This window comes from Azospirillum sp. Sh1, assembly GCF_008365135.1.
Taxonomy (GTDB): Bacteria; Pseudomonadota; Alphaproteobacteria; order Azospirillales; family Azospirillaceae; genus Azospirillum; species Azospirillum oryzae.
The window spans coordinates 316,585-334,818 of record NZ_VTTK01000002.1; the positions used below are offsets into that span (position 1 = coordinate 316,585).

General features: G+C 66.0%; 21 protein-coding genes, 3 tRNA genes and 1 other RNA gene. 14 read left to right on the top strand and 11 right to left on the bottom strand.

From position 1 onward, the window contains the following. The first annotated feature begins 286 nt into the window (after positions 1–286). A complete protein-coding gene (locus FZ029_RS04240; RefSeq protein ID WP_149268130.1) occupies positions 287–1,480 on the top strand; it encodes a phosphoglycerate kinase in 1,194 nt (397 codons plus the stop codon). A gap of 110 nt (positions 1,481–1,590) precedes the next feature. Here the strand turns inward: FZ029_RS04240 and FZ029_RS04245 are convergent, their stop codons facing one another. Both FZ029_RS04245 and FZ029_RS04250 read right to left on the bottom strand, forming a co-directional pair. After that, complete coding sequence (locus FZ029_RS04245; protein ID WP_211104093.1) at positions 1,591–2,475, bottom strand: hypothetical protein; 885 nt, start codon at positions 2,473–2,475, stop codon at positions 1,591–1,593. Between the two features lie 125 nt (positions 2,476–2,600). Then, positions 2,601–3,764 (bottom strand): AAA family ATPase, encoded by a 1,164-nt coding sequence (locus FZ029_RS04250; RefSeq protein ID WP_149268132.1) that lies wholly within the window; start codon positions 3,762–3,764, stop codon positions 2,601–2,603. Positions 3,765–3,915: 151 nt separating this feature from the next. Between FZ029_RS04250 and ffs the strand changes: the two genes are divergently transcribed. The 5 genes from ffs (at position 3,916) to FZ029_RS04275 (ending at position 9,462) form a co-directional block, all read left to right on the top strand. After that, positions 3,916–4,013, top strand: an RNA gene (gene ffs / locus FZ029_RS04255) — signal recognition particle sRNA small type. A 104-nt stretch (positions 4,014–4,117) separates the two neighbouring features. Beyond that, positions 4,118–6,013: a DNA polymerase III subunit gamma/tau gene (locus FZ029_RS04260; protein ID WP_149268133.1), complete on the top strand. Its 1,896-nt coding sequence runs from the start codon at positions 4,118–4,120 to the stop codon at positions 6,011–6,013. A 3-nt stretch (positions 6,014–6,016) separates the two neighbouring features. Beyond that, positions 6,017–6,340 carry a YbaB/EbfC family nucleoid-associated protein gene (locus FZ029_RS04265; protein ID WP_085090301.1) on the top strand — a complete coding sequence of 108 codons (324 nt, stop codon included), beginning with the start codon at positions 6,017–6,019 and terminating at the stop codon, positions 6,338–6,340. A 182-nt stretch (positions 6,341–6,522) separates the two neighbouring features. Further along, the gene (gene recR / locus FZ029_RS04270) at positions 6,523–7,116 is read left to right on the top strand and encodes a recombination mediator RecR (protein WP_149268134.1); all 594 of its coding nucleotides are present in this window, start codon (positions 6,523–6,525) and stop codon (positions 7,114–7,116) included. Between the two features lie 180 nt (positions 7,117–7,296). Beyond that, positions 7,297–9,462, top strand: a complete 2,166-nt coding sequence (locus FZ029_RS04275) for an NAD(P)/FAD-dependent oxidoreductase (protein WP_149268135.1) — start codon at positions 7,297–7,299, stop codon at positions 9,460–9,462. Positions 9,463–9,465: 3 nt separating this feature from the next. On the opposite strand, the gene gluQRS is transcribed toward FZ029_RS04275, so the two are convergent. Together gluQRS and FZ029_RS32875 are read right to left on the bottom strand one after the other, a co-directional pair. Further along, positions 9,466–10,311, bottom strand: coding sequence for a tRNA glutamyl-Q(34) synthetase GluQRS (gluQRS, locus tag FZ029_RS04280; RefSeq protein ID WP_149268136.1), 846 nt, complete (start codon positions 10,309–10,311; stop codon positions 9,466–9,468). A 60-nt stretch (positions 10,312–10,371) separates the two neighbouring features. Continuing rightward, complete coding sequence (locus tag FZ029_RS32875) at positions 10,372–10,539, bottom strand: hypothetical protein (RefSeq protein ID WP_014248815.1); 168 nt, start codon at positions 10,537–10,539, stop codon at positions 10,372–10,374. Between the two features lie 410 nt (positions 10,540–10,949). Between FZ029_RS32875 and FZ029_RS04285 the strand changes: the two genes are divergently transcribed. Beyond that, complete coding sequence (locus tag FZ029_RS04285) at positions 10,950–11,513, top strand: HNH endonuclease (RefSeq protein ID WP_149197879.1); 564 nt, start codon at positions 10,950–10,952, stop codon at positions 11,511–11,513. A 59-nt stretch (positions 11,514–11,572) separates the two neighbouring features. On the opposite strand, the gene FZ029_RS04290 is transcribed toward FZ029_RS04285, so the two are convergent. Then, positions 11,573–12,100 (bottom strand): demethoxyubiquinone hydroxylase family protein, encoded by a 528-nt coding sequence (locus FZ029_RS04290; protein ID WP_149268174.1) that lies wholly within the window; start codon positions 12,098–12,100, stop codon positions 11,573–11,575. Positions 12,101–12,153: 53 nt separating this feature from the next. Continuing rightward, on the bottom strand, positions 12,154–12,672 hold the full coding sequence (locus tag FZ029_RS04295) for a disulfide bond formation protein B (RefSeq protein WP_149197877.1): 519 nt from the start codon (positions 12,670–12,672) through the stop codon (positions 12,154–12,156). Between the two features lie 234 nt (positions 12,673–12,906). Here FZ029_RS04295 and FZ029_RS04300 point away from each other — a divergent pair. After that, positions 12,907–12,991: transfer RNA gene (locus FZ029_RS04300), tRNA-Leu, on the top strand. Between the two features lie 51 nt (positions 12,992–13,042). On the opposite strand, the gene FZ029_RS04305 is transcribed toward FZ029_RS04300, so the two are convergent. Next, entirely contained in the window at positions 13,043–13,396 is a 354-nt protein-coding gene (locus FZ029_RS04305; RefSeq protein ID WP_149268137.1) for a carboxymuconolactone decarboxylase family protein, read from the bottom strand. A 175-nt stretch (positions 13,397–13,571) separates the two neighbouring features. On the opposite strand from FZ029_RS04305, the gene FZ029_RS04310 reads away from it, so the two are divergent. From FZ029_RS04310 to FZ029_RS04320, 3 genes are all read left to right on the top strand, one after another. Next, a complete protein-coding gene (locus tag FZ029_RS04310; RefSeq protein ID WP_149197875.1) occupies positions 13,572–13,955 on the top strand; it encodes a rhodanese-like domain-containing protein in 384 nt (127 codons plus the stop codon). 90 nt (positions 13,956–14,045) lie between these two features. Further along, on the top strand, positions 14,046–14,276 hold the full coding sequence (locus FZ029_RS04315; RefSeq protein ID WP_149268138.1) for a hypothetical protein: 231 nt from the start codon (positions 14,046–14,048) through the stop codon (positions 14,274–14,276). Next, on the top strand, positions 14,273–14,458 hold the full coding sequence (locus tag FZ029_RS04320) for a hypothetical protein (protein WP_149268139.1): 186 nt from the start codon (positions 14,273–14,275) through the stop codon (positions 14,456–14,458). Before FZ029_RS04315 ends, FZ029_RS04320 begins: the two co-directional genes overlap by 4 nt. A gap of 111 nt (positions 14,459–14,569) precedes the next feature. On the opposite strand, the gene FZ029_RS04325 is transcribed toward FZ029_RS04320, so the two are convergent. Next, positions 14,570–14,654 (bottom strand) — tRNA-Leu (locus FZ029_RS04325). 255 nt (positions 14,655–14,909) lie between these two features. Here FZ029_RS04325 and FZ029_RS32880 point away from each other — a divergent pair. Beyond that, on the top strand, positions 14,910–15,083 hold the full coding sequence (locus FZ029_RS32880; RefSeq protein ID WP_174757217.1) for a hypothetical protein: 174 nt from the start codon (positions 14,910–14,912) through the stop codon (positions 15,081–15,083). On the opposite strand, the gene FZ029_RS04330 is transcribed toward FZ029_RS32880, so the two are convergent. Next, a complete protein-coding gene (locus tag FZ029_RS04330; protein WP_109152243.1) occupies positions 15,084–15,329 on the bottom strand; it encodes a hypothetical protein in 246 nt (81 codons plus the stop codon). 105 nt (positions 15,330–15,434) lie between these two features. Then, positions 15,435–16,235, bottom strand: coding sequence for a molybdopterin-binding protein (locus FZ029_RS04335; RefSeq protein ID WP_149268140.1), 801 nt, complete (start codon positions 16,233–16,235; stop codon positions 15,435–15,437). Positions 16,236–16,301: 66 nt separating this feature from the next. Between FZ029_RS04335 and sfsA the strand changes: the two genes are divergently transcribed. Together sfsA and map are read left to right on the top strand one after the other, a co-directional pair. Next, positions 16,302–17,039: a DNA/RNA nuclease SfsA gene (sfsA, locus tag FZ029_RS04340; RefSeq protein WP_149268175.1), complete on the top strand. Its 738-nt coding sequence runs from the start codon at positions 16,302–16,304 to the stop codon at positions 17,037–17,039. A 56-nt stretch (positions 17,040–17,095) separates the two neighbouring features. Further along, positions 17,096–17,905, top strand: a complete 810-nt coding sequence (map, locus tag FZ029_RS04345; RefSeq protein ID WP_014246700.1) for a type I methionyl aminopeptidase — start codon at positions 17,096–17,098, stop codon at positions 17,903–17,905. A 172-nt stretch (positions 17,906–18,077) separates the two neighbouring features. On the opposite strand, the gene FZ029_RS04350 is transcribed toward map, so the two are convergent. Next, positions 18,078–18,152 (bottom strand) — tRNA-Thr (locus FZ029_RS04350). Positions 18,153–18,234 lie beyond the last annotated feature (82 nt).

Sequence of the window (18,234 nt, forward strand, 5' to 3'; positions counted from 1 at the left end):
TTGGCCTACAGTTGGGTGTTTGCACAGCCTATGGACAGGGTCAAGTTACGGAAATGTTGCAGGAGCCTGCGGTTGCGGTACTCCCCGCCCCTGCATCCCGGTCCGTTTCGAGATAACCGGAACGAAGCGTGGCGGACGCGGTTGGGGCATGCGGTTGCAGGGTCATTATGCCCCATTTCACCCCACCCCTGGGGCGTTGCAAAGCGTGCAGGCCTGTGGTTGGGTTCCCGCAAACTGAAACGGCCTGTCCCCGTTGGGGAGGGGCCATAATTGGGGAAGTGTGAAGATGACCGATTTCAACACGATCGACGACCTCGAGGTGAGCGGCAAGACGGTGCTGGTCCGCGCCGACCTGAACGTTCCGATGCAGGACGGCAAGGTGTCCGACACCACCCGCATCGACCGCCTCGCCCCCACCCTGAAGGAGCTGTCCTCCAAGGGCGCCAAGGTCGTGGTCCTGTCGCATTTCGGTCGCCCGAAGAACGGCCCGGACGCCAAGAACTCCCTGCGCAACGTGCTGGACGCGCTCAGCGCCGCCGTCGGCCAGAAGGTCGCCTTCGCCGAGGATTGCGTCGGCGACAAGGCCAAGGAGGCCATCGCCAAGGTGCATGACGGCGCCATCGTGCTGCTGGAGAACACCCGCTTCCACGCCGAAGAGGAAAAGAACGACCCGGCTTTCGCCAAGCAGATGGCCGAGCTGGGCGACCTCTACGTCAACGACGCCTTCTCCGCCGCGCACCGCGCCCATGCCTCGACCGAGGGTGTCGCCCGCCTGCTGCCCAGCGCCGCCGGCCGCCTGATGGAAGCCGAGCTGAAGGCCCTGACGCTCGCGCTGGAGAAGCCGGAGCGTCCGGTCGCCGCCGTCGTCGGCGGTGCGAAGATCTCCACCAAGCTGGAGTTGCTCGGCAACATGGTCCGCAAGGTGGACCTGCTGGTGCTGGGCGGCGGCATGGCCAACACCTTCCTGTTCGCCCAGGGCACCGACGTCGGCGCTTCGCTGTGCGAGAAGGACATGGCCGACCAGGCCCGCGCCATCATGGCGACTGCCAAGGAAGCCAACTGCGAGATCCTGCTGCCGAAGGACTTCGTCGTCGCCAAGGAGTTCAAGGCCGGCGCCGCCAACCGCGTCGTCGCCTTCGACGCCATCGGCGCTGACGAGATGGCTCTCGACATCGGCCCGGCCACCGTCGAGTTCCTGGGCGTGAAGCTGCAGGGCGCCAAGACCATCGTCTGGAACGGCCCGCTCGGCGCCTTCGAAATCCAGCCCTTCGACGCCGGCACCAACGCGGTGGCCGGTCTGGTCGCGGCCCGCACCGAATCGGGCGGCCTGCTGTCGGTCGCCGGCGGCGGCGACACCGTCGCGGCGCTGGCCCATGCCGGTGCCGAGGACAAGTTCACCTACGTGTCCGCCGCCGGCGGCGCCTTCCTGGAATGGCTGGAAGGCAAGGAACTGCCGGGTGTGGCGGCACTGAAGAAGTAAGCGGTTCCACGGGATCGCGAACGAAAAGGCCTCGGGAAATTTTCATATCTCGAGGCCTTTTCTGAATTTTATCGGAATACTCTTGTTAGAGGTTGTAGATTTTTAAAATATCACGATCTTTCGCTTCTTTGCTTTTTACTGAAATCATCGAGCTTGAAAATCTCAATTGTTGTTTTCGCAGTTCTAAGGGCCAACGCAAGAGCCAGAAGCCAGAACGCTACTAACTGCTGAGAATGTCTTCCCGTGTTCGCCTTTTCACTTCTTGCTTTTTCAATTCCTATCTTGCCTTTTCTGATATCGGTCAATTGTCTTTCAAATTCGTGGAACCGGACATATACATCTCGAGAGAGATCAAATTCTTTCTTTATGATCTCAGAAATGTCGGAATAACTTAGCGCCGAAATATCTGCACTACTATATTCGTCAATAAATTCACAATACCTTTCCTGCCTGGCCACCCTTCTCTGCGCAAAGCCATCTCCCTGGCCCCATTTTAAGTTACAGTTACTTACAACATATTCTTTCGATCCCGACGTAAACTCTTTGCTTGTTTTATTTATGTATTCAATTACCTGTGCCTCACTGTCTTTCAAAATACTATATTCCACACCCGATATACCATACAATGCATAAACACTAATAAGAATAGTCATGTACTCAATTAACTTGGCGTCGAACGAACGTATCCAACCAAGAAACGAGAGGCACACAACCTCAACGTTAAACAAAACTGCGCTTGATACGAAGAACATAACAACAGATTTTTCCAATGCAACCTCTGGCCATCTTTCGACAGCCTTCATAATAAAGAAATAGAATATAGCATAGTTAACAAATACATAAATAATGTATCTAACCATTACTTGAGCAACGAAATCATCTGGCACATTTATGTTAACTAGGCCCCTTTTTGCTTCTTTGCTTTTTTCTTTATGATTGTCAAATTTATCTGAATATCTTTTTCGTAGTTTGTCAAAAAAGCTCAATGATGCCATAACAACATCCTCGACGAAATTAGAAAGGATGACAGCCATAGAATCCGCAATAAATTAAGCGCAAGACATAATTGAAGCAATTTGGTCAGTGAATACAGAGGTATTCAGCTCTGAAAAGGAACTGGTCAAAAGCTTAATTTCCTAATCCACTCCGCCATTCCCTGATCGTCCAGCGCATATTGTCCGCGCGCCGACCGCCACAGGATGTTCTTCTGCCGCAAGGCCTCGATGGCTGCCTGCACGGCCGGCGGCTCCACCGCTTCGCCAACCACATCGGCGTAGGCCTGCAACGCCGGTGCGGAAAAGGGTGCGGATTGCGGCCCCTCCACCGCCAGCCGTTCGACCACCGCCTGCTGCAACGGCGACAGCCCGGACCAAGCGGACTCATAATCGTCCCACACCCGCTGGCGAATCTCGGTCGCCCCGTTCGCCAGCGCCCGTTTCAATTCGCCGGCATCGCCGACCAGCAGCGCCGCGTCCGACAAGATTCGCATCAGGGTTTCCGGTTGCCGCCCCACCGCGTCGAAGGCCGCGAAGACATCGTCGGCATCGAACCGGTTGCCCTCGGCCAGCCGGTCGTTGATCCAGGCCGAGTAGGCGTCGGTATAGGCGCGGTCGAGCAGTGGAAAGCTGCGCACGCTCGTCCCGAAAAAGGGCTGGTCGCGGTTCAGCACCAGCCGGCTCAGCTTGTCGCGGTGCGATCCCGTCAGCACGATCATCAGGTTCGGACCGTCGCGGGCATCGTCCCTGGTGTTCAGCCGGTCGCGCGCCGCCTTCAGCGCGAACATGGCGTTCAGCCCGGCCTCCGTCGTCAGCGCATGCTGCGCCTCATCCACCAGCAGGGCGATGCGCTTGTGCGTCCGCTCCAGCAGGGCTTCCAGCGCGTCGGCCAGCGTCGTCCCCTGCGCCTGTCCGATCCGGTCGATGTCGACCGACACGCCGCCGACCCCCAGCTTGGCAAGGCCGACCGCCCGCGCCGCCTTCACCGGGATGCTGTCGGCCCGGCGAAGTTCGGCCTTCAGCGCCTCCGCGATCAGATGCGCGGGATCGGCCGCCATGTCCGCCCACAGATCGACATAGACCGACAGGATGCCGCGATTCTCCAACTCCGGCCCCAGGTCGTGGCGCAGGAAGGTGCTCTTCCCGGTGCGCCGCGGTGCTGCCAGACACAGCGTCGGCTCCGCCCCGATCGGCGCGTCCCCCGTCACGATGTCGGCCAGGGACGCCGCCAGCTTCGGCCGGTGGAACAGGAACTTCTGCGCAGCTGAGGAGGTAGGGGCAGAGGGCACGGGCGGCCTCATTAAGAACCAATTATATTCCAGACCATAATTTATAGTCCGAAAAATAATCGTCAATAGTCCGCTGCGGACTGCGTAACGCCCCCCACCCGCGAACCGTTTCCCCTTGCATCCGCCCGCGCGAATCTCCATAACAGCCGCGGGAGGCTGGCGTCGGACGAGTCCCTCGCCAACCCGGTCAGGTCCGGAAGGAAGCAGCCGCAACGAGTTACGGCTCGGGTCGTTCGTCCAGTCTCCCACCCTATCCGAAAATTGCGAGCACGAAACAGACGGCGACAGCGCGGCGCCGGGACGCTATCCTGCGGCCCGAAATTCCCCTCCCGTCGTTTCGACAGGCCAGCCGCGTGACCGATACAACTGCCGTTTCTGGCGCCGAAATCACCGCCGCTTCCGCTCCCGCCACCGGGCAGGCTTACCGGGTGCTGGCGCGCAAATACCGGCCGAAGACCTTCGACGAGCTGATCGGTCAGGACGCGCTGGTCCGCACCCTGACCAACGCCATCCAGTCCGGCCGCATCGCCCAGGCTTTCATGCTGACCGGCGTGCGCGGCGTCGGCAAGACCACCACCGCACGCATCATCGCCCGCGCGCTGAACTGCACCGGCCCGGACGGCACCGGCGGGCCGACGGTCAGCCCCTGCGGCGTCTGCGACAACTGCCGCGCCATCGCGGAAGACCGCCACGTCGACGTGATGGAAATGGACGCCGCCAGCCACACCGGCGTCGACGACATCCGCGAGATCATCGACGGCGTGCGCTACTCGCCCGTCTCGGCCCGCTACAAGCTCTACATCATCGACGAGGTTCACATGCTGTCGAAGAGCGCGTTCAACGCGCTCCTGAAGACGCTTGAGGAACCGCCGAGCCATGTGAAGTTCGTCTTCGCCACCACCGAGATCCGCAAGGTCCCGGTCACGGTGCTGTCGCGCTGCCAGCGCTTCGACCTGCGCCGCGTCGACGCCCAGGTGCTGAAGGAGCATTTCACCCGCATCACCGCCATGGAAGGCGCGGAGATCGAGGGCGACGCCGCCGCCTTGATCGCGCGGGCCGCCGACGGGTCGGTGCGCGACGGGCTGTCGCTGCTCGATCAGGCCATCGCGCTGGCCGCCGGCACCGTCACCGCGCAGCAGGTGCGCGATATGCTGGGTCTGGCCGACCGCACCCGCGTCATCGACCTGTTCGAGGCCGCCGTCTCCGCCCGCCCGGCCGAGGCGATGGACATCCTGGCCGACCTGCACCGCGTCGGTGCGGATCCGGTGGTGATCCTGCAGGACCTGCTGGACCTCGTCCACAATCTGACCCGGCTGAAGGTGGTGCCCGACAGCGCCAACGACCCGTCCCTGCCGGAGGCGGAGCGCACGCGCGGATCCTCCCTGTCGACCAAGCTCGGCATGCCGGCGCTGACCCGCGCGTGGCAGCTTCTGTTGAAGGGGCTGAACGAGGTGCAGGCCGCCCCGGTGCCGCAACAGGCGCTGGAGATGGTGATCGTCCGCCTGTCCTACGCCGCCGACCTGCCGACGCCGGGCGAGCTGATCCGCCAGTTCCAGGCCCAGCAGGGCAATGGTGGGGCCAATGCCGGAGGCGGCGCGCCGATGGGCCGCGGCCCCGGCGGTGGCGGCGGCCCGGTCGCGGTCGCCGGCCAGTCTACGCACGCCGTGGCCCGCTCCATGGGCTCGGCCCAGCCGCAGAGCGCCCCGGTGGCGCAGGCGGCCCCCGCCCCCGCCGCCACTCCGGCCCCTATTGCGGCCGGCGAGGAGCTGTCGCCGATGCCGCACGACTTCCGTGCGCTGGTGCAGCTGTTCTCCGACCGGCGCGAGGGCGCGCTCTACGGCTATCTGCTGGAGACGGTCCAGCTGGTCCGCATGGAGCCGGGCCGGCTGGAGCTGAAGCTCCGCCCCGCCGCCCCGCCGACCCTGCCGGCCAAGGTCGGGCAGTTCCTGACCGAATGGACCGGCCATCGCTGGATCGTCGCCCTGTCCGAAGGCCCGGCACAGCCGACTCTGGCGGAGCAGGATCAGGCCGAAAAGCACCGCGCCTGGGCGGAGGCGCAGGCCAACCCGGTGGTGCGCGCCGTGCTCGACGCCTTCAGCGGCGCGAAGATCATCGACGTCCGCGACCTCGCCGAAGTTGCCGCGGCGGAGAGCGCGGCGGTTGCGGATGACGGCGAGACACCCGATTTCATGGTTCAGCAGCAGGACGATGGGGTCTATTACCCCCTCGACGACGAAGGAGAGTACTGACCGATGAAGAATATCGGCAACATGATGAAGCAGGCCCAGCAGATGCAGGCCAAGATGCAGGAAATGCAGGCGAGCCTGGAGCAGGTCGAAGTGACCGGCCAGAGCGCCGCCGGCATGGTCGTCGTGACCGTCAACGGCAAGAGCGAGATGAAGAAGGTCAAGCTCGACAAGTCCGTCGTCGATCCCGAGGACGTCGAGGTGCTGGAGGACCTGATCGTCGCCGCCTTCAACGATGCCAAGAAGAAGGTCGAACAGCACGTCGCCGAGGAAACCTCGAAGATGATGGGCGGCCTGAAGCTGCCCCCCGGCATGAAGCTGCCGTTCTGATTTCTTGCCCTCTCCCGCCCCGGGAGAGGAAGGGGACCCGCCGAAGGCGGGGAGGGTGAGGGGTGATCCGGACATGGATCCCCTGATCCTCGCATCACCCCTCACCCTTCCCATGGCTGACGCCATGGGCCCCTTCCCTCTCCCGGGGCGGGAGAGGGAGTTATGTGTCGGCCGCCAAGTGAATGATCGGACCTGAAATCGAACGCCTGATCCAGTTGCTGTCCAAGCTGCCGGGACTCGGTCCACGGTCGGCGCGGCGGGCGGCACTGCATCTGATGAAGCGGCGGGACAGCCTGCTGGTGCCGTTGTCGGAGGCAATGGCGGCGGCCGGCGAGTCGATTCGCGCCTGCTCCATCTGCGGCAACCTGGACAGCCGCGACCCCTGCACCATCTGCTCCGACCCCGCCCGCGACCGCTCGGTCATCTGCGTGGTGGAGGATGCCGGCGACCTGTGGGCACTGGAACGCACCCGCGCCTTCCGCGGCACCTACCATGTGCTGGGCGGCCTGCTGTCGGCCCTGCAGGGTGTCGGCCCCGACGACCTCAACATCGCCGGCCTCGCCGAACGCGCCAAGGACCCGGCGGTGCGCGAGATCATCCTGGCGCTCAACGCCACCGTCGACGGCCAGACCACAGCCCATGTGGTGACCGACCGGCTGACCGACTCCGACGTCTCGGTCTCCCGCCTCGCCCACGGCGTCCCCGTCGGCGGCGAACTGGACTATCTCGACGACGGCACGCTGACCGCGGCGCTGAAGGCACGGCGGCCGTTGTAACAGCGGCCCCGCGCCTGGGACGTACACCGCCGTACGCCCCCGCATTTCACGCATCGCCAACCGCCGTACGCCGCACTTCACGAAGCCGCCCCTGCTCCCCGCGCACCTGCGCTGGCACGTACACCCGCCTGCCGACCATGGTCCTTCGCAATCCGCATCCCCCGCGAAGGCACCATCCCGATGAGCACCCTCCGCAAACTCCCCATCGCACTTCGCATCCTGCTGGGGTTTTCCCCCTGGCTGCTGTTCGGCGCCGTCCTGCCGCTCGCCGGACTGTTGCCGGCCTCGCTGACGGCGCTGGCGGCCAGTCTCGCCCTCTGCATCCTCGACCGGCTGCGCGGCTCCTACAAGGCGCCGGAGCTGGTCGCCGCCGCCTTCTTCGCCGCCCTGCCGCTCTGCGCACCGCTGGGCTGGGACTGGCCGGTGCACAATCTGGGCTTCGCCATCCATCTGGCGCTGTCGGCCATGGCCTTCGGCAGCATCGCCATCGGCAGCCCCTTCACCCTGCAATATGCCCGCGACGACTGGCCCCGCGAGTATTGGCACCTGCCGCAGTTCGTCGCCGTCAACCGGCTGATGACGGCGGTGTGGGGCGTGCTGTTCCTGGTCGGCGGGCTCGGCTTCGCCGCCCTGCCCGGCTGGGAAGCCCCGGTCTCCATCGGCGCCAGCGCGCTGGGCATGGTCGCCAACCGGCTGCTGCCGAACTGGCTGGTCACGATGGGAATGCGCCGCCGGCTCAGCGACTCCGACCCGCACCCTTGGCCGGCCCCCGCGATCCTGAACCGGACGCGCACCGCCCCCAGTGAACGCGACGTGGTGGTGGTCGGCTCCGGCATCGGCGGGCTGACGGCGGCGGCGCTGCTGGCACGGGCCGGGGCGCGGGTCACGGTTCTGGAGGCGCATGACCGCCCCGGCGGCTTCTGCACCAGTTGGACGGTCAAAGCCCGCAACCGCGGCGAAGCGGGTGCCGAGCCCTTCCGCTACGTCTTCGATGCCGGCGTCCACGACATCAGCGGCGCCCAACCCGGCGGCCCGGTCGATCATCTGCTGCGTACGCTCGGCGTCCACGACCGGGTGGAGTGGCAACCGGTGAATCGCGGCGTGGTGATGAACGGCAAGTTGCTCCAACTGGCCGATGATGCCGACGGACTGGCAACCCAGATCGCCGCCGACCACCCGCCCAGCGCCACCGGCGCCGCCGCCTTCCTGGCGGAGATGCGGGCGATCCATGACGAGATGTATCGCGGCTGCGCCGAGCGCGGCCTGCCCAACATTCCTGATTCGGTGGCGGCGATGCGCCGCTACGTGGCGGACTGCCCGCATGCCTTCCGCTGGATGAGCCGCCCCTTTCAGGAGATGCTGGACCACTACATCCCCGACCGCGCCGGCCAGCGCCTGCTGACCGTGCTGACCGGCTATCTCAGCGACCGGGCGGAACTGCTGACCGCCGGCCAGATGGCGCCGATCTTCGGCTACTGGTTCTCCGGCGGCCGCTATCCCGCCGGCGGCTCGCAGGCGCTGGCCGACGCGCTGGCCCAGTCGATCCGCGCCGACGGCGGCGAAGTCCGCCTGCGCACCCCCGTCAGCCGCATTCTGATCGAAAACGGCCGCGCCGCCGGGGTGGAAACCGCAGATGGCCGTGTCATCCGCGCCCCCGCCGTGATCTCCAACGCCGACGTGCGGCGGACCATGCTGGAACTGGTGGGGGCGGAGCATCTGCCGGCCGCCTACGCCGCCCGTTGCGCGGCGCTGCGTCCCTCGACCTCCGCCTTCATGGTCACGCTGGGGCTGGACATCGTCCCCGACCTGCCGGCGATGACCTTCCTGCCGTCCGATGGCGCCGGTTTCGGCATGGCCATCGCCGTCCCCTCCACCCACGACCGCAGCCTCGCCCCCGCCGGCCATGCCGCGGTGAGCCTGCTTCGGCTGGCCCCGGCCGATGCCGGCTGGAACCGCGCCGATCCCGCCTACAAGGCACGCAAGCGGGCGGAGGGCGACGCGATGATCGCCGCCGCCGTCCGCCTGATCCCCGACCTTGAGCGTCACATCACCACCCGGCAGGAGGCCAGCGCCGCCACCTTCGCCCGCTATGCCCACACCAGCGACGGTAGCATCTACGGCATTGCCCCAGACCACAAACGGCTGACCCGCCGCAGCCCGATCCCCGGCCTGGGCCTGACCGGCGCCGGCGTCTTTCCCGGTCCCGGCGTCGAGGCCTGCGTCATCTCCGGACGGCTGGCGGCCGAAGCCCTGCTGGGCAAGGAAAGCCTGGCCCCCGAGGCCCTGCGAGGCCCCGCCGGGCAGGCCGTCCGCTCCCCCGCCCTGCCGGTGGCGCAGATGGGCTGACCGCTATTCCGGAAACCCCGCCAGCGCCCGCACCTCGGCCGGGCTGCGGCCGTCGGCGCGGAGCGAGCGCAGGGACTGGGCACGGTCGCGCTTGGCCAGCCGCTCGCCCGCCGCGTTCCGCAGCAGGCCGTGATGGTGATGGTCCGGCGGATCGTAGCCCAGCAGCGCCTGCAGCAGCCGGTGCAGGTGGGTGGCGAAGAACAGGTCCTCGCCACGGGTGACCAGGGTCACGCCCTGCAGATGGTCGTCGACGGTGACGCTGAGATGATAGCTGGTCGGCGTGTCCTTGCGCGCCAGCACCACGTCGCCCAGCAGTTCCGGCGCCGCATCCTGCCAGCCCCGCGCCCGGTCGTGCCAGCGCAACGGTCCGGTCAGCCGCCGGGCGGCCTCCACGTCGAGTCGCAGCGCCCAACTGTCGCCACGGCCGATCCGCTCCGCGCGCTCCTCGGCGGAGCGGTGCCGGCAGGTGCCGGGATAGAGCGGCCCATCCGGTCCATGAGGCGCCGCACCGGCCCGCGCGATCTCGGCGGCGATGTCCTTGCGGGTGCAGAAACAGGGATAGAGCACGCCCAGCGACTCGAGCCGGGCCAGTGCTGCGCGGAAATCGTCGAAATGATCGGACTGCCGCCGGATCGGGCCGTCCCAGTCGAGACCGAGCCACGCCAGATCCTCGATCAGGTCGCGCTCGTACTCGGGGCGGCAGCGGTTGGGATCGATGTCCTCGATCCGCAACAGGAATCGGGCGGCGGCGCTGCGGGCGGTGGTCCAGCCGAACAGCGCGGAATGGGCATGGCCCAGATGCAGGTGCCCGGTGGGGCTGGGGGCGAAGCGGGTGACGAGATCGCTCATCCCCGCCTTATAGCGGATCGCGCGCCGGACCGGGCAGCGGATCTGTCGGGAAGGCGGGACTTAGATATAAGGATTGTCGCGGATCGGCTCGACCGGGATCTCCTCGCCTTCCAGATACAGCGCCAGACGGCGACGCAGTTCGCGGTCGAACGCGTCGATGCGGATCTGGCGCTCACGCTCCTCGCGTTCACGGCGCTTCTGGGCGAGGTCGATGATGACGGCGGTCATGGCGGACTTTCCTCGGGGTCGCTTCCGGCCGGTTCGAACCGGCGGGATCAGCTTGGATCAACGAGACCCACCATGGCGCCGTCATGGTTAACGAGGGGTAAGCGTGCAAGGGAAGCGGCCGGACTTTCTACCGATATCGTTGTCGATGTCACAGCCCCCGCGCGAAGGTCCGGATGGCGGTCCGCCGCCTTTCCGGGCATGTCCACAGCGCAAAAAAGGTTACACATCGGTGAAGAAATTCGGCTGCACCGGGTCAAGATGTTGAGTCCGGCCCCCTGATCCACTATGTATTTGGTTGTCCCGGATCGGCGATCCGGCCGCCGGGGCGGAGCATAGACGCCCCCGCGCACAAGCCGCACCAGTGTCGCGTGCCGGGATCCAGACAACGGTTTCAGATAAGGGAGTGGCCATTGGCTCCACCACCCGATCACTGTCCGGCTCTGGTGCTGAACGCGGATTTCCGCCCGCTCAGTTACTTCCCCTTGTCGCTATGGTCCTGGCAGGAAGCGGTCAAGGCGGTCTTTCTGGAACGGGTCAACATCGTATCGCACTATGACCGGGTCGTCCGATCCCCAAGTTTCGAAGTCCGGTTGCCCAGCGTCATCTCGCTGAAAGAGTTCATCCCGGCCACGCGCCGCCCGGCCTTCACCCGCTTCAACGTCTTCCTGCGCGACCGCTTCACCTGCCAGTATTGCGGCCGCCCCTTCCCCACCCACGATCTGACCTTCGACCATGTGATTCCGCGGTCCCGCGGCGGTCGGACGACGTGGGAAAACGTCATAACATCCTGTTCGGCCTGCAACCTGGCGAAGGGCGACCGCCTTCCCCACGTCTGCGGCATGATCCCCCTCAGTCCGCCCTTCCAGCCCAGTGCCTACGAGCTGCAAGAGAACGGACGCGCCTTCCCGCCAAACTTCCTCCATGAAAGTTGGCGGGATTTTCTTTATTGGGACTCGGAATTGGACCCGACGTAGCGCGGTGCGGATGGGGGGACGGTGTCGCCCCCCCTGCACCCGCCGGTTACGCCCGCCCGCTACACCCTCTCGGCCACCCAGATCACCGCCCGGGTGCCGGCCTTGATCGCCGCCGACAGGATCGGATAGCCCGCCGCGCGCTCCGCCTCGTTCCGCAGCCCGATGTCGCGGTGCTCGACCTCCTCCGCCTGGAACTTGCGGATGCTGTCGGACAGGTCCCGCTCCTCGGGGCCGAGATGCTTCAGCTGCGCCTCGTAATGCTCCTCGATCACCTCTTCCACCGCGACGGTGCAGGCCATCGCCGCGCGCTCGCCCAGGATCGCGGTGCCGGCGCCCAGCAGGAAGCCGGTGACGTGCCACAGGGGCTGCAGCAGGGTCGGCCGCACCCGGCGCCGGTTCAGCTGCTTTTCGAAATATTCCAGATGGACCAGTTCCTGCTCCGCCATGTGGCGCAGGGTTTTGCCGTGGCGCCCCTTGCCCATGACGGCGATCTGGCCCTCATAGATGCGCTTGGCGCCATATTCGCCGGCATGGTCGACGCGGACGATGCGGGCCAGCCGCTCGCGCCGCGGCAAATCGCCGGGCATCGATCCGGGCAGCGAACCGGAACGGGAAACAGTGGTGGCAGACGTCGTTTCACTCACAATGCGGTCCTCGACACCGGGGTGCGGGTGTAGGCGATGCGTGCCGCGACGAAGGCGTAGGCCGCCAGCGCCAGCGAGATCACCACGTTGTAGCCCGCCATTGAGATCCCGAACAGCGACCACGCTACTTCGTCACAGCGGGTGACCGGGGCGGCCATCACCTGGGCGCGCAACGCCTCCAGCGAATTGGCCGGCGCCGACCCGCCGCAGGACGAGGTGCCGGCCCACCAATGCTGCTCCACCCCGACATGATAGGCGGCGATGCCGGCACCGGCCAGCAGGGCCAGCCCGCTCACCACCAGCAACGCGTCGCCCAGCCCCTTCCAGCGGCGGAACAGCCAGGTCACCAGCCCCAGCACCATCACCGCCACATAGGGCCAGCGCTGCAGGATGCACAGCACGCAAGGTTGGTAATCCAGCACGAACTGGAAAAACAGGGCCGACAGCAGCACCCCGGCGCTGGCCAGCGCCAGCAGCAGGGCGGCCACGCGGGGATCGTCGAAGACGCGGGACATGAATGGCTTGGTCGTCATGGCCGACAAGGTAGCGCGTACCGGGCCGTTCGGCCAGCCGTCCGCGACACCCGCAGCGCCCCTGCGACGGCATGGCAGGGGCAACGGCCGCTGCGGGGAATAAGCGGCACCGCGGCGGCGTCCTCAACGCTTGGCGATGTCCGGACGGGGTTGCCCGGACGCCCCGTTCTTTTGCACTTTCCGTTTCCGGACTGTTGCGTTAGAAGAGGCGTCGCTGCGGGCGTGGTGAAATTGGTAGACGCGCCGGACTCAAAATCCGGTTCCGCAAGGAGTGTCGGTTCGAGTCCGACCGCCCGCACCACCCGATCCCCAAACTCGGGATCGCGCTTTCCGGCCGGATCAAGTCTTCCGGTCAGCCGGCCGCCTTTTCGGCGAACTGGTCGAACGCCTCGACCGCCTGGGCGGCATACATCACCGACGGCCCGGCGCCCATATAGACCGCCATCCCCATCGTCTCCATCACCTCGTCGCGACTCGCCCCCTGCTTCATCGCCGCTTCGGCATGGAACGCGACACAGCCGTCGCAACGGATCGCCACCGCGATGGCAAGCGCGATCAGCTCCTTGGTCTTGGTGTCCAGCGCATTCGCCTTCAGCGCCGCCTGGGCCATTCCGGAAAAGGCCTTCATGACGTCGGGCGCACCGCCGCGCAGTTCACGGATGGCGCCGGACAGCTCACCGGTCATCTGCGGCCAGTTCTTATGCATGGTCGTCTCCTGTTCTTGAAAGGCGCCCGCCCGACCATCTGCGCCCAGGCGGCACCGCCATTCATTGACAATAAATTAGAATATACTAATTTATTGGTCAAGGGCCGTCCGCGGGCGCCTCCCCGCCCGCACCATCCCCACCAATCGCCCCAAGAATTTGGAAGGACCACGAATCATGTCGCTGTGCTCGCTTTTCCGCCGCCTGATTCCCGCGGCACCCTCGGATGGCCAGAGCGGTGCCGGCCGCATCCAGCAGATCGACGCGGCGACCGCGATCCAATGGCAGTCCAAGGGCGAGGCGGTGATCGTCGACGTCCGCGAACCGCACGAACACGCCGCCGGCCACATTCCGGGCGCGATCCTGAACCCGCTGTCGCGGTTCGACCCGTCGCGCGTCCCGACCGATCCGGGCAAGCATCTGGTCTTCCATTGCCAGGGCGGCATGCGCTGCGGTCCGGCCGCCGAACGCATGATGGCCGCCGGCCACACCGGCACCATCAACCGCCTGCGCGGCGGTTTCGCCGCCTGGGTCAATGCCGGCGGAAAGGTGGAGCGCTGAGTGGAAGGCGGGCTCGTCGAAGCCGCTGGTCTGCGCGTAGCCGGGGACGTATGAATCCTTTCGCCGCAGGCAAGAAGCAGAGACCAGCGCATGAAGCCCGCCTCCCCCCCGACCGCCCCCCCGACCGCCCCCTCGTCGATCATGGTCGATGAAGCCGCCCCGCAGAGCTTCACCCTAACGGTGATGTTCGACGGCCGGCGCTTCGACTGCGGCAGCTACATCAGCCGTACAGCCGCGATGCAGGCCGGCCGCCTGTTCCTCCAGCGCAAGGAGGGCGAGGCGGCCAATGGCCGGACCAAGCGGAAGCCGGACAAGAAATGATGCCCGACAGGACGCCGAACGACGACCGCCCCCGCATGGCCGCCAATCTCGGCGCCGCCGTCGCCATCATGATCGTCCTCGTGCTGGGCTATTGGCTGATGGACGCCTTGATGCGGCAGTCGAAGACCGAAGACTGCCTGCTGGCCCATCGCCGAACCTGCGGCCCGGTCGAGGCGCGGTGAGCGACCGCCGGTGCGGAAGTCTCGCACGGGTGGGACCTGGGTGGGTTCCCGACCGCTCCACGCCCGTCGGGAGGCTCAAACATCCGCCAGGAAAGCCGTTTACATTCAATATGGTGCGGGCGGCGGGACTCGAACCCGCATACCTAAGGGTGAGGGATTTTAAGTCCCTTGCGTCTACCGGTTTCGCCACGCCCGCGCCCCGGACTCTGCCATCGCAATCCAGCCCATGCGACCGGATCCGTACGGCAAAGCTCATGTCCACGGAGCGGTCCCGCGCTGCCCGCGCAGATTGCATACCTCGATATGCAACGCACCGTTCCGTGGTCATGACTTAGACAATCGCGGGGCTGCGGGTCAAGAGGCCTTCGCAATACCGCAGGCATTCCCATATCGAAGGAAGCGCAACTGGGAGACAGGCCCGGAACAGGGCCGGAAGAAGGAAGGAGGCGGCGTGAGCGAGACGCAATGGATGTCGCTGGTGGCGCTGCTGATGGTCGCGGTCCTGGTGGTGCCGGCCGCCCTTCGCCGGAACCGCGGAGTCGTGCTGCGCAATGCCGCGCTCTGGCTGGCGCTGATCGTCGCCCTGGTCTGGGTCTATAACCGATTCGGGCCGTTCGGCATCTGATTAAGGACGGGTGTCCTCGTTCATCGTCATGATGCCGATTCCCATCGACACGCTGCCGAAGGTCAGCATCAGGCCGGCATAGAGCATCACCGTGGCGGTGATGCCGTAATCGCTGTTGCCGATCAGCGTCGCCAGCTTGGCGACGTCGAACCACAAGAGACCGGTCGCCAGCACCACGGCGCCGACAATGCCGGCGAACAGGTGGCGGAGAAGAAACAGCAGCGCTGCTTTCTCGAAGCTCTTCATGGCGGGACTCCCGCGGCAAAGCTGATTTGGATGACGGTTTGTTGATGTAGGACCGAATCGGTCCGGGACAATCGACCCACCGACATACCAGCGGTCATAGTCCGACTACCCTTTCGTACCAACCGTGACGGTGGGCGTGCCGCCCAGACGGCGGACGATCTCCGCCAACTCGTCGGTGGCGGCCGCCAATTCCTGCTCGTCGGTGCCGCGCAGGACCAGGCTGACCCCGAAGAAGCCGGCGCGGAAGTAAGGATAGCTGCCGATCTCCAGGGCGGGATGGCGGTCCTGCAGAGCCGACAGCTCGGCGGCGATCACACCCTCGGCCAGCTCGCAGGCCACCGTGCGGGCATGCAGCGCCGGCCCGCCGGCCAACCGCGGCAAAATGCCGTCCAGCATCGCCCGCATGATGTTGGGCACGCCGGCCATGACGAAGACGTTGCCGATCTGGAAGCCCGGCGCCTGGCTGATCGGGTTGTCGATCAGGATGCCGCCGGCCGGGACGTTCGCCATGCGCAGCCGCGCCTCGTTCAACTGGCCGGCGGCGTAATGGCGCTCCAGCCGGGCGACCGCCTCCGGATTGCGCTCCAATGCCACGCCGAAGGCCTTGGCGACGCAGGCGGCGGTGATGTCGTCGTGGGTCGGGCCGATGCCGCCGGTGGTGAAGACGTAGGTATAGCGGGCGCGCAACGCGTTGACCGCGGCGACGACCTCCTCCTCCACGTCCGGCACCACGCGGGCCTCGCGCAGCCGCACGCCGATCTCCGTCAGCTTCTCGGCGATGTGGCCCAGATTGGCGTCCTTGGTGCGGCCCGACAGGATCTCGTTGCCGATCACCAGGACGGCGGCAGTGGGATTTGCGGCGGTCAGGTTCACGGCAACCGGGCTTTCTGCGGTTTCGGACGTCATGGCGGTGCGGGGCTCCGTGGAACGCTCTTGTCGAGCGGGAAGGCCAAGGGTAGCGTCGCGGCCAAGATGCGCTTTCCCACCCCCCTTCTTCAAGGCCGCCTGATCCGCCGCTACAAGCGGTTTCTCGCCGACGTCCTGCTGGACGGGGTGGAGGTGACGGCGCATGTCCCCAATTCCGGCAGCATGATCGGGCTGGACATTCCCGGCTCCGCCGTCTGGCTTTCGCGCTCCGACAACCCCAACCGCAAGCTGGCCTACACGCTGGAACTGGTGGAGGCCGCCACCCCCTGGGGCGAGGGGCTGGTCGGCGTCAACACCGGCCACCCGAACGCGCTGGTCGCCGCCGCCGTCGCTGCCGGCACCATCCCGGAACTTGCCGGCTACGACCGGCTGCGGCGCGAGGTGAAATACGGCCGCAACAGCCGCATCGACGTTCTTCTGGAGGACGACCCGGCCAAGCCCGGCGCCCGGCCTCCCGCCTATGTCGAAGTGAAAAACGTCCACCTCCGCCGCCCCGACGGCCCCCATGGTGATGCCGCCGAGTTCCCCGACTGCGTCACCGCCCGCGGCGCCAAGCATCTGCAGGAGATGGCGGCGATGGTGGCCCAGGGCTGCCGTGCGGTCATGCTCTACCTTGTCCAGCGCGGCGATTGTTCCCATTTCCGCACGGCGGCCGATCTCGATCCGGCCTATCATGACGGTCTGCGCCGCGCGCTGGATTCGGGGGTGGAGGCGCTGTGTTGGTCTTGCGCGATCACGCCCGAATCGATTGAATTGGACCGGCCGCTGCCGATCCGGCTTTAGGGCTGTGGCGGGCTTCGGCATCCGGCTTTCGGTTACTTGGCATAGGGGCTTTCGTCTTGGAACAGGATCACGTCGAATCCAACCGCGTCCGCCTTCATGGTCCGGAGGGATTCGAAGGCATGCGCAAGGCCGGCCGTCTGGCCGCGCTGGCACTGGACTACATCGTCCCCTATGTGCAGCCGGGCGTCACCACGGGCGAGCTCGACCGCCTGCTGGAGCAGTTCATCCGCGACCATGGCGGCATCCCCGCCCCGCTGGGCTATCGCGGTTTCCCGCGCGCCAACTGCATCTCGGTCAACCATGTCGTCTGCCACGGCATCCCCGGCGACAAGCGGCTGGTCGACGGCGACATCCTGAACATCGACGTGACGCCGATCGTCGACGGCTGGTACGGCGACAGCAGCCGCATGTATCTGTGCGGCGAGGTCGGGGTGAAGGCACGCAAGCTGGTCGACGTCACCTATGACGCGCTGATGATCGGCATCGCCGCGGTGAAGCCGGGCGCCACGCTGGGCGACATCGGCCACGCCATCCAGACCTTCGCCGAGTCCCACCGTTTTTCGGTGGTGCGCGATTTCTGCGGCCACGGCGTCGGCCGCGTCTTCCACGAACCGCCGTCGGTCCTGCATTACGGCAAGCCGGGCGAGGGTCTGGTCCTGAAGGAAGGCATGATCTTCACCATCGAGCCGATGATCAACACCGGCCGCCCCGACGTGAAGATCCTGGGCGACGGCTGGACCGCCGTGACCAAGGACAAGTCGCTCTCCGCCCAGTTCGAGCATTCCATCGGCGTGACGGCCGACGGCGCGGAGATCTTCACCCTGTCGCCGGCGGGGTACACGAAGCCGCCTTACGCGGTGGAGTGAGGGAGTCGGGTAGTTTCGGGTGAGTGGCGGGCGCCGTGTCGGGGGATGCGGCGCCCGAGTTGTTTGTGGCAACGGCCAAGCACTCGATTGACCATCGCCGCAACGGACAACGCCGAAACAGCCCTGAAACGATCAAGGGCCCGGCAATTGCTTGCCGAGCCCTTGAAGAAACTGGTGCCGCAACAGGGATTTGAACCCCGGACCTACTGATTACGAATCAGTTGCTCTACCCCTGAGCTACTGCGGCGTCGTTGTGGCGCGGAACATAGCGAGGTGCTTCGCGGGATGCAAGCGGTGAATTTCGGAAAAATCGGCCGCTCCTCCTCAAG